The following is a 12140-nucleotide window of genomic DNA, read 5'->3' on the forward strand; positions in this document are numbered from 1 at the left end:
AGATACAAGAGGAAAGACTGAAATTCTAGATGAGAAAATAGAATAAAGACTTCAGATAAAAGAGTTGAGAATTGACATTTTATAAGCTTTAAATAAAGATATAATCGAGACGAAAGCTTTACTTTTTAAAATTTGAAAGACATAAAAAAACCTGAAAATCACCAAACTGGCTGATTTCAGGTTTTCTTATTTTTTTATTCGCTTAAATCATTTTTGTTTTACTAATGATGATTCTCGAATGATCAATTCTGTTTTTAAGACTATTTTTTGATGGGTTGTCTCGGAGATATCTTTTTTCTTTAATAGAGGAAGCATTACTTCCATTAATTTAGTACTAATTTCTACTAAAGGCTGAGCGACCGATGTAATGGTTGGATCATATATTTTAAACATATCATTGTCGTCAAAAGCAATTAGACCTAAATCTTTAATTAAGTTCTGATTGGTTTCTTTTAAAACTTCCAATCCGCTTTGTGCAAGATAGTTAGTAGAGAAGAAAACAGCATCTAAATCTTTATTTTGCTCGAAAAACTTTTTAATATACTCCTTCCCTTTTCCTTTTATAATTTCATTAAACGGAATCTGAAGAATATGCGGTTCTAAACCATTAACTTCTACTGCTTTTTCGTATCCGTGCAAACGCCCATACATCTGACTTTGGTCTGAAGCGGTACTAATAAAACAGATATTCTTAAACTTATTATCAATTAAATGTTGCGTGGCGTCAAAAGAAGCTTGTTCATTATCAATTACAACGCTGTTACAATCCAAACCTTCATAAAATCTATCCAATAAAATAACCGGAATATTATCTTTTACCAGATTTTCAATTGTATCTCGTATGCCTGGAGAAGGAACAATAATAAATCCGTCAACTTGTCGAAAACTAAATAAGGTAATAAGCTCATTGGCTTTGTCATCATCATTTTCGTTGCTGCAGAAAATTACCTTATACCCTTTTTCGTAAGCAATATCTTCAAATATACGAGCCAATTGAGAGAAGAAATTATTCGAAATATCTTCTACCATAAAAACCAATAACTTTGATTTTCCTGTCCTAAGACTTTGTGCTACCTGATTAGGTCTATAATTAATTAGTTTTGCATAATCTAAAACCTTTTTTGTAAGCTCTTTAGAAATATGCTTTTCTTTTGCTTTACCATTCAATACAAAAGACACTGTTGTTACAGATATCTTCAATTCCTCGGCAATATTTCTAATAGAAACAGGTTTTTTCTTCATTTTTAGATTCTTTTTATTTTAAATCCACAATTTTGTTCAAATATAGTAAAGTATTACATATTAAAAATATGGAAGCTCGGTCTTAATTCTTTCCCAGAAAACTTCATTATACAGATAACTAGACCCTAAAATACTCGTCTGTTCGGTGTTTTCTACTATAGAAATAGCCAAATCTAGATTATTATTTTTCAGATTGTCTTTCAATTTCGACAAAAACAAACGATGCGATTTGGCGATATTACCGCCTATGATAAGCACATCTGCATCAAAATCTTTTATAAACGGAATCAAAAATTCACTTAAATTATTGGCAAAATCATCAAAAATTTTAGCTGTTGAAAAATTCTCAATGGAAGCAATTTCCTTTACTCCGTCTGTCAATTTTTTACCCGTGATTTTTTCATATTCATTCAAAAACCATCTCGTAGAAAAGTAACTGTCTGCTATATCATCCTTAAAGGTTTTATCCCATAAACATCCATTATGCGGAACATTATCTCCTTGTGTAACAGGTAATTTATCATCTAAAAAAGCAGCTCCAAAACCTGTCCCTAGAGTAATTGCAATTACTTTATTGGCTTCAAGAGTATTTTCGCCAAGACATCCTCCTACTCCAAAACAACTGGCATCGTTAAGAAATCTAAAGCTTACATTTTTAGTACTTAAATATTTTATAAGTTCTTCTGATACACAGACATTGTACAAAGATTCATACTTATCATTTCCTTCAAACATTGCAATTCCGCTTTCATATTGAAAAGGCCCCGGCATAGAAAAAGCAATTCCGATTTTATCATTTGAAGAATATTCTGAGTGTTTGTGAACAGCCACAATCGTTTGGTTGATTATCTCTGCCCATTTTTTTATGATTACTTCTTTTGAAGCCTTACTGTCTACTGGTCCGCTAAAATATGTTTGAGGAATTATTACAAAGTCATTACCATTTATGGCAGCACTGCTTATGTGGCTTCCGCCAATATCTACACCTATTGTTATTGACATTTCTTATTCATTTTAATTGTTCTTTTATAATCAATTCAATTCATTATTTTTATTGATAATATGATTTTTCCGGAACCATATATAATTTTTCAAACCTAGAAAGAAAGTTTTTCGGCATTTGATACTTTATTGTCAAAAAACAATACTATTTACCTGTACATTATTTTTTAAGCATTTTTAAAATTGCTTTTTCTAAAATTGGCTCCATCACAGCATATCCTGCTTCGTTAGGATGAACACCATCTGTGCATAATTCTGTCTTTAAACCCATTTCTTCATTAACCATTGCCGAATAATAATCTACATAAAGAAGTTTATTTTGTTCTGCATACGATTTAATGATTTTGTTTAATGCTACAACCTTGGGAGCTGGCTCCATCCCTTTTTTCCACTGAAATTCTGAAGCAGGCAAAATAGAACAAACAATGACTTTTATACCATGTTGTTTTGCCAATTCACACATCGAAAATATATTTCCTGAAGTCGCTTCTATAGAATATGGTCCAGTATTTTCTGCTATATCATTAATTCCAGCAAGAATGACAACAACAGCTGGTTTTAAAGCAATTACATCTTGCCTGAAACGCAATAACATTTGTGGTGTTGTTTGTCCGCTAATTCCTCTATTGATATAATTTTTTGAATTGAAAAAATCAGGTCTTTTATTTTTCCAGCCTTCGGTTATAGAATTTCCCATAAAAACCACACGACTGTGATCTTTAGAATTTAAAATGGGAAGTTTAGCATTTTCTTCTTTATAGCGATTCAGATTTGGCCAATCTTGACCGTATGTCATATTTAAAGTAAAAAAAAACAGCAAAAAGTAATAAAGTAAAGTTTTGGTTTTCATGTGTGGTTAGAGCTTATTTTGGTCGAAATTTATCATTTACTAATTATTTCGTTTTATCTTAATTAAATCCGAATGTCATTAAATATTTAGTTATTATTTTTTTGATTAATAATTATGTATTTAAATTAATTTGATTTATTCAAAAGAGATAGAAAGAATGACAAATATACTAAAACGTTTTAGTATACCAAATAAAGTATACTTTTTTTTAAAGTTTATTGAAATTTGTTAGAATCAGCAGTTAATTACTAGATGTGATACAATCTCCTTTATTCTTTTTTGAAGAAATCATTTAAACAAAAAAAGGATGAGCAAAATGCCCATCCTTTTAACCACTTGTGAAAAAAACTGAAATTAGATCGAAGGAAACAAACTAGTTTTAGCGATTTTCTCCGACGAAAATTCAACAGAAAGTCCTTCACCATAACTTTCTTGAAAATATTCTAAACGAATTGGCAGTAATCCTTTCTTTAAATTTATCTCCGATTTTTTTTCATCAAAACCATGCAATCCGTCATTGTCGATTAATAACTTATTATCGATATAAAGTTTACTTCCATCGTCTGAAGCGATATAAAAAGTATATTTTCCATCTTCAGGAATATTTATAAATCCATTGTACACTAAACCATAATTATTACTGTCATGCTTAATTTTGTTTAAATCAAAATCTGGTGCGTAACCTTTATCGATTGGCGTCAATTTACTGAAATCCGGAATTTTGCTCCATTTCCCTTTGTATAGCGTATAATTTAAACCTGTTTTCTTATTGTAGAATATCTTTGAAACAACCGAACTAGTTGAACCTTCACCTGCAGGAACAGCAATCGCATTGACACGAGCTGGAACTGTAACTTCAAAAGCTTTGGTATAAAGCTGTGAATTTCGTGTCGGAACTGAACCGTCTGTAGTGTAATATATTTTATCACTTCCCTTTGAAATGAACTCCACTTTTGCTTTTGTATCTGATTGTAATTCTGCTGATTCTGCTCTAAATTCAGGTCTTTCTGCAATTTTGCCGTAGATTTTAAGCAATTCGTAATACGGTTTGTAGACTTTATTGTTTTCACTTACTCCTTGAATAGTCAATAAAGCGCTATTCCAACGATTCGAAAATCCGTCAATCTCTTTTTTAATATCGTTGATATTATATTCTATATTTTGTCCAAATTGAGAAAGCGACATGATTTCAAACGGACTGTATAATCCGTCATTCCAATCATTTAACAAACGAAATGCCTCAAAACTCTTCATGTATTTAATTTGTCCTTTTTTACCTGAAAGCAATTGTTGATCGTAATCAGGAAATTGTACCTCAACGGTAACTTTAGAGTTTGTTGGAGCTTCCGGTAGATAAATTCTTGTTTCGAATTCGTCTCCTTTGTACGACCAGCTTCCTACTTTTGCCTCTTCGCTATGCAGAATATTTTTTCCGTTTACCGAGACAGAAGTTGGGGGGAATGAAGCAGGAAAACGAAGTTCGTACCCTCTTGAAGTTAGCATTCCTGGAAAAGAACCCTCAACTGGTGCAATTACAATATTCGTTTTATTTCCCGTTTGTTCTGAAGTTACAGTTGTAAACGTGAAAGCATTTTTCTTGAAATTATTGTTATTTCCTTCATCTTCATACAATTTCAAGGAGCCTTTTTTACCTGGATAAAAAGCAAGAATCAACGGATTTAAAGCTTTTTCATCTGTTCTTTCTACTTTTTCCTGCATCGGAATAATAGCACCTTCTTTTACAAAAACAGGAATGTCAGCTAAAGTAAAAGGCATTGTTACTTTTTTACCGCCGTTTATGATACTTCCTGTACTGCATTCGTACCATTTGCCTTCCGGTAGCCAAGTTTCTTGCTGCAAAAAGACATTTCCTTTTTCAATTGGTTTTGTAATCGGATTTACAATCATATCTCGACCAAACATATATTGATTTGGAATTGCATACGCGTTTTCCTGTTTTGGATAATCGTAGTACATTGGGTGAACAGTAGAAACTCCCGTTTCGTATGTATTACGAGCTTCATTGTATAAATACGGAACTAAAGCATAACGCATTTGATAGGCTTCTCTCATAATCAAGAAATTATCAAGCGGATAAGCCCAAATACGTCTTTCATGCTGCGGTGCCGCCGTTGCATGCGTTCTGAAAATTGGACTAAAAACTCCCCATTGAATCCATCTCGTGTATAGTTCTGGAGTTCCAGCATCTCCTTGATGCCCTCCAATATCATGACTCCAATACCCAAAACCAACGTTAGCAGCTGTTGAAGTGAAATAAGGCTGATAATTTAATGATTCCCAAGAAACATGTGTGTCACCAGAAAATCCAATTTGATATCTGTGATTTCCTAATCCACCCCAACGATGAAATATTAATGGACGCGCTTTATTTTGGCGTTCCATATCACTATAATGCACATAATTCAAATAAATCGTCGGATTAACTCCTGGAATTTTAGTGTTACCCCATTGCTGCCAGTCTAACCACCAGAAATCAACACCCATTTTTTCTATTGGGCGTAATACGAGATTCAGATAATTTTCGGCGAATTTTTTATCTGTAATATCAAAAGGAACATATTTTTTAGTAGACGGATCAATTCCCATTGCTTTTGCCATTTCTGGATAAACCTCTTCAAAAGGTTGAATTCCAGAAGCAGGATGAAGATTCAGACACGTTTTAAGATGCTGTTCGTCTGTCCATTTTAAAAACTTTTCAGGAGATGGAAACAAATTTTTATTCCATGTAAAACCAGTCCAACCCGAATCTTCCCCAGCTTGATCTCTTTGTCTTTGTCCATTTTTAAAGAATTCTGGTAATGATTTTACGTGCCAATCCATATCAATTACAAATACATCCAGCGGGACATCGTGCATTTTAAACTCACCCACAAGATCTCTGAATTCTGTATCTGAATATTCTCTGTATCTCGACCACCACGCACCAAAAGCAAAACGTGGCGGCATTGCAATTTTACCTGCAATATCGGTGTAATCTTTAAGGGCCGTTTTATAATCAGAATCATACGCAAAAAGATATAAATCCTGAGGTTTATCTCCAGGACGAGCCATTACCCACGGCCATTCTGAATGATCAAAAAGTGGGCGTTCGCTGTCATCTACCAAATACCAACCATCACGAGAAATGATTCCTTTTTCTAATTCTTTTGCCAGACCGTCAACTCCGTCTAAAGTACGTGTTGTTCCTAGTAAATTTTTATTATTTGCTAGTCCTGGCTTCCATGTTGTTGGTTTTCCATTTACAATAAAATCGACACTTAAGTTTTTATCTGTAAAACTTCCTGAACCTATTTTGTATTTCAATTTTACAACATCAGTTACAATTTGAAGTTCGCCTTTACTCTCTTTTTTCGTAAAAGACGGAACGGGAAGATTTCTGTTCACAAAAGTAAGTGAGGCATTGTCTGTAAATTTACCATCTGAACTCCATTCCATACGAATTACACGTGGCGACAGTACCGTAAATCGGGCATTTCCAGATACTACAATTGCTTTGGGATTGGCTTCAGGCTTATATTCCTGAGCAACCAAAACTGTCGACGCAAGACTAAAAATTGCAACTAAAAATTGTTTTGTTTTCATATTTTATTTTAAAATTAATCTTAAACAAATACTTTAAATTACTATATAAAACTATCACTTTTACAGTATAATTTGAAATATTTATTATTTATTCTGTTTTATTTTTTAATAAATTGTCTGGTCACTTTTGTACCATCTTTTTCCAAGACAGCCAAATACATTCCTGTTGGTAAACTTGAAACGTCCAAACTATTATCTCTTATCAACTGTTTTAGCACTAAACTTCCGGTTTGACTAAAAATACCAACTTGGCTCTCTTTGCAGTCTGAACTAAAGAAAAGTGTATTTTTTACTGGATTTGGATAAATGCTTATTCCACTTGCTGTTTCGTTTTGAATCTCTAATTTAGATTCCGAAATTTTGGCTGTACTCAAAGTGGTGGAAAGCTTTATCAAATCTAATTTCCAACGTTGTGCATCGTTACCATTATCTGTCCATTGATGTACATTTGTTCCAGGTTCTGCGAGATTATTTACAACATCTAAACATAAATTTGTGTTCTTATGTGTCAATTTAAAATAACCATCACTCATCAATTCTATTTTCCAACGTTGTGCATCTGTCCCCAAATCAGTCCACTGCTGTACGTTTGCTCCGGGCTGACTACTGTTATTATCAACATCCAAAACCTGAGTTGTTCCTCTGTGTGTTAATTTATAAAAACCATCCGATTCTTTGGTAATAATCCATCGTTGCGCATCAGTTTCATTGCTTGTGTATTGCTGTACATTTGCCCCTTGTTGTGTGCTTGCATCCTTTACATCTAAACTTTGATTGGTTCCTTTGTGTTTTAGTCTGTAAATACCTCCAGAAACAATTGGCACTTCAATAAGCTCCATTTTCCATCTTTGGGCATCGGTACCTAAATCTGCCCATTGTTGAACATTTGCACCAGACTGACTACTGTTATTATCGACATCTAAAACCTGAGTTGTTCCTTTGTGTGTCAATTTGCAATAACCATCAGACATTAATTCGATTTTCCAACGTTGTGCATCACTATTATTGTCTGTTGCCTGTTGTACATTGGCTCCTTGAACATTGCTATTTTGAGCAACATCCAAACATTGATTGGTTCCTTTGTGTGTTAATTTATAAAAACCATCCGCTTCGAGTGTAACAATCCAACGTTGTGCATCGCTTCCGTTGTCTAAACTTTGCTGAACGTTTGTTCCGGACTGACTTCCATTATTGAAAACATCCAGACATTGCGTTGTACCTTTGTGGGTTAACTTATAAATTCCGCCTGAAACAATGCTTTGCGTTGGACAAGATGAATTGGGAACCCTCGCCGGAACACCATAATTGGTCATGTTTACGGGTTCAATCAAATCATTCGAATTGAAATACATACGGTCAATAGCAATTTTTCTGTCACCAGAAGTACCGTTTTCGTAGCGATGGTAAATGATGTAATATTCATCGCAATCTCCCATTTTCAATACACCATGATGCCCTGGACCTTTATCCTCCGCATTAGAACTCAAGATTTTGCCTCTGTAGGTCCAAGGTCCCATAGGTGAATTAGAAGTTGAATATTGTACGTTGTAAGTATCATTATACCAAGCACCATTGGAATACATCATATAGTAAATTCCTTTTCGTTTTACCATATAAGGCCCCTCGGTATAATTTTGCGGTGTAATATCTGTAGGACCGGTCGCCAAAGAAACCATATCGGCATTTAGTTTACGAACCACCATTCTGCTTTTGCCAGATCCTCCGTAATAAATGTAAGCTTGTCCATCGTCATCAACAAAAACATTAGCATCTATAATATCATCGGTGTAAGGATCTGTTGCGATAAGTGGTGCGCCTATGTCTGTAAAAGGGCCTATTGGTGTATTTCCTACAGCAACACCAATTTTAGTTTCCGCCGTATAATAGAAATAATATTTGTTATTACGAAAGACAACTGCAGGTGCCCAACCGTTATACTGAGACCACGGACTATCCGGAAAAAGATCGAAGATTAATCCTTCATCAATCCAATTGACCAAATTTGTAGACGAATAGGCATGAAACTGTGTGCCGTAAATTGCAGTTGTATAAATATAATATTTGTTATTAAAATAATGAATTTCAGGATCGGCTCCTGTGAATAATGGATTTCCACTAGTTTGTGCTTGTATTGGGTTAGCGAAACCAATAAACATTACAAATAAGGTAAAATACAGTCTTACTTGATCAGTAAAACAGAAACTATTTATTTTAAATTGTATCATAACTTTTCTTTTTATAAAACATTCTAAAAACTTTATTTTCTCTTTTCATAAAAACTAAAACCAATCTTTTAAAGAAGATCTATAAAGAGACCAAAACTTTCCAATACTTAGTATTGAAAAGTCTTGTCTTCTTTTTTAAATAGTTATAGCTTTTTAATAACGATTGTCATTTTTGCCGGATTAACTGTAAGTTCGTATTGTCCTGCTGTTTCAATAATCCATTTATTATCTGGCTGACCGTTTGGCATTAATAACATTGTAGTGTTATCACTTGCTTCTCCCTTTATAACTGTTCCGTTAGATGGAGGCATCAGGTTTTTTCCGTTCCAGTTTCCTAATTCCAAAGGAAGTTTGAATTCTCCTGCATCAAATTGTCCTTTATAAGTAAACACTTCAGGATTTTTTGGATCCCAGTTCATTGGTCTTGCCTTTCCGATATCCCAGCCAATTCCTGTTATAGCGTTTCCAACCATATAAACATTTTCATAAGGAACGTAACCAAAAGCATAAATTCCCTGATCGATATCTAAATAGAAGGAGTGGCGCCCTGATTCAGCCACTTTAAAGACGTTATCATCATTTCTTGGAGTTGTTTCGTTATAAACAATTTTATTACCTGCAATTGGATCGTAAGAAGGTAATTCGCTTCCTGCTTTTTCAATAACTTTGAATGAGCCAATTGAAAAATCTCCCACGAAATTATAAATCGTTCTTTCTGTTTTTTCTGGCAAACTTTTTCCATTACTGTAATCCCAACCGCCACTGATACCATCTCCAACCATAAATAATGGTAATGGTCCTGGACTGTAACTGGTGACAGCAAAACTAGAAGTAGAAACCTCTGGTAATTGGTATTGCTTACTATTATTTACCTGTGCAATAATCTGAACTTCAAGATTTGTTATAACTCCACCAGGACGTTTGAAGTTTTTCAATAACAGTGAATTTAACTGAGCGACTGTGTACGATTTGGTAAAAACACCTTCTGGCAATTCTTCTGTAATGGTAGTACTGGTTCCGGGAGCAGCTCCTTCGCCAAAATTATTCCCTACAATATCCATACGGAAAAAATAGGTCAGGGTTGTTCCTGCTCCTCTGTCATTTCCTTTTGTCCATGTAAAAGTAATCGCGTTTTCTGCTTCATTTTCTTTCGTCAAAATTACTTCTTTGCTAGAAAGCGTTAATGTCATTGGATTAGGAAAATTAGGTTCTTTAAGCCAACCCTCATTCTCTAGCCCATTGTCTGTACAAGAGACAAAAACCAAAGTCATTATTAGAAATAAGATACTATTTTTTATATTTTTCATTTGTTCTAATTTTTAGTTATTTATCCCAAAAAGGTGCTTGGACTAAATTTGGATTTTTCTCAATTTCTGCCAGATAGATCGGAAACCAATAAAAAGATTTTCTATACACTCTAGTTTGATACGCCGTTCTTTTGTAAAAATCAGTCGCATTTTTTCCGTTGAAATTCATTCCATAAAAAGGACCATTTAGAACTGTTTCTGCCAATTTCCATCTTCTCAAATCGTGGTAGCGAATTCCTTCTGTACACAATTCAACACGTCTTTCCATTCGGATTACTTTTCTTAAACTTTCCTGATCATTATCAACATGAATGTTTTGAGCGTCTGTTCCTCCAAATGTATAAGTCCTTACACCAGCTCTTTCTCTAATTCTGTTCAAATAAATCAAGATTTCAGGATTTGAAGGATCTGTTTCGTTTAATGCTTCTGCATAATTTAGATACGCTTCTCCCAAACGATATAAAATTCCGTGACGAGGGGCAAAATAATTAATAGTCGGGTTTCTAGTCGGATCTGTTCTTTTTCTCGCTAAATAACCATTCTGAGGTGCATCATGTGTATTGTTGTTGTCTTTTGCGCCGTTAAAAAACTCTAGTTTTCTTCCTTTATCTTTTCCTGCATTGTCACCATCAGTATACCAAGCATTATTAAAGTTCACCGCTAAATAAAATCTCGGTTCACGATTGCAATACATATTGTAAGTTCCTGCCATGGTTACCAATCCAGGACTTTTCACTTCATTAAATTTCGTTAAGCCATTAGTCCAATATCCGTCATTAACAGAGAAACCTCCTTCGATATAACCTGAATTTGGATCACTGATCGGAAGTCCGTTTGCTGTAAAAAATGCGTCTACCAAAGATTGCGTTACACCGTATCCTCCTGCACCACCAGCTCCGCCCGGCGCTGTATGTCTATCATATTCTCCCGATTCTACATTAACACGAGCGAATAAAACTTCTGTATTTCCTTTACTGGCTTCAATAAGATGCAAATTTTGACAAGATAAAAACGGATCAATTTTTCCAGCTGCATTCATTTCTGTATATAATTTATGTCCTGCAGCTTCTGCACTTAAAATCAAATCTTTACTGGCATCTGCAGCAATCCTCCATTTGTTGGCATCATAAGAATTATTAAATAAAGCCTTGCCGTCTTTTGTGACATGACCTGCATAATCTGAATTTCCATTTACTAACGGACTAGCAGCAAAAAGCAACATTCTTGCCCTAACCGCTTTACACATAATAGAAGTGGCGCGTCCAAACTTTCTTCCATCAGAATAAGAAGCTGGCAGAATTGTTTCTACCTCTCTCAATTCTTTATCAATCCAAGTTACAATTTCATCATATGGAGTCTGACCAACCTGCAAGTCTGAAAGATTGTAATTTACGGGTGTAATTTCATCCGGACTAAAAGGAATTGGTCCGTATGTATTAAGTAATAAAGAATAATAATATGCTTTTAGAAAACGACATTCGGCTATCATTAAACGAACTTCGTCTTCATTTAAATTTTGACTTGGTAAAGGCTTAACGTTCTTAATTAAAAGATTACACTCTCTTATCCTTTGTGGAAGACTGTTCCAATAACCGGGACTCCATTGCGAACCAACTGACCAATCGCCTAAAATAAAAGGAATGACCTGCCAGTCGTATTGACGCCATCTTTCTGAAGGAGTCATATCATCACCAAAAATTTCCCAACCCAAACTCCGAGTATATCCCCAAGTTGGATCTGGTATTCTGGAGTAACATCCAGCGAGCCAATTTTCGGTTTTGGTTTTGCTTTCAAAAACACCATCTAGAGTAAGTTCTGTATCACTTTCTTTATCCAGATAATCAGAACACGATGACGCTAATACTAATCCCAGAAAAAGGAAAATTGTTCTAATGTATATATTTTTCATTT

At 34.3% G+C, this 12140-nt stretch carries 7 protein-coding genes; all 7 read right to left on the reverse strand.

The window, feature by feature from the left end:
* Positions 1–207: 207 nt before the first annotated feature.
* The 7 genes from K6T82_RS22195 to K6T82_RS22225 all read right to left on the reverse strand — a co-directional run bounded on the left by K6T82_RS22195 (position 208) and on the right by K6T82_RS22225 (position 12138).
* Positions 208–1242: a LacI family DNA-binding transcriptional regulator gene (locus K6T82_RS22195; RefSeq protein ID WP_223710824.1), complete on the reverse strand. Its 1035-nt coding sequence runs from the start codon at positions 1240–1242 to the stop codon at positions 208–210.
* Positions 1243–1302: 60 nt separating this feature from the next.
* A complete protein-coding gene (locus K6T82_RS22200; RefSeq protein WP_223710826.1) occupies positions 1303–2244 on the reverse strand; it encodes an ROK family protein in 942 nt (313 codons plus the stop codon).
* 160 nt (positions 2245–2404) lie between these two features.
* A complete protein-coding gene (locus tag K6T82_RS22205) occupies positions 2405–3040 on the reverse strand; it encodes an SGNH/GDSL hydrolase family protein (protein WP_223710828.1) in 636 nt (211 codons plus the stop codon).
* A 408-nt stretch (positions 3041–3448) separates the two neighbouring features.
* Positions 3449–6697 carry a TIM-barrel domain-containing protein gene (locus K6T82_RS22210; protein WP_223710830.1) on the reverse strand — a complete coding sequence of 1083 codons (3249 nt, stop codon included), beginning with the start codon at positions 6695–6697 and terminating at the stop codon, positions 3449–3451.
* A 98-nt stretch (positions 6698–6795) separates the two neighbouring features.
* Complete coding sequence (locus K6T82_RS22215) at positions 6796–8922, reverse strand: RICIN domain-containing protein (RefSeq protein ID WP_223710832.1); 2127 nt, start codon at positions 8920–8922, stop codon at positions 6796–6798.
* A gap of 143 nt (positions 8923–9065) precedes the next feature.
* A complete protein-coding gene (locus tag K6T82_RS22220) occupies positions 9066–10229 on the reverse strand; it encodes a SusE domain-containing protein (RefSeq protein WP_223710835.1) in 1164 nt (387 codons plus the stop codon).
* Positions 10230–10245: 16 nt separating this feature from the next.
* Positions 10246–12138 (reverse strand): RagB/SusD family nutrient uptake outer membrane protein, encoded by a 1893-nt coding sequence (locus K6T82_RS22225; RefSeq protein ID WP_223710837.1) that lies wholly within the window; start codon positions 12136–12138, stop codon positions 10246–10248.
* Positions 12139–12140 lie beyond the last annotated feature (2 nt).

Origin of the sequence: Flavobacterium potami, from assembly GCF_020026915.1 — a bacterium.
GTDB classification, from domain to species: domain Bacteria; phylum Bacteroidota; class Bacteroidia; order Flavobacteriales; family Flavobacteriaceae; genus Flavobacterium; species Flavobacterium potami.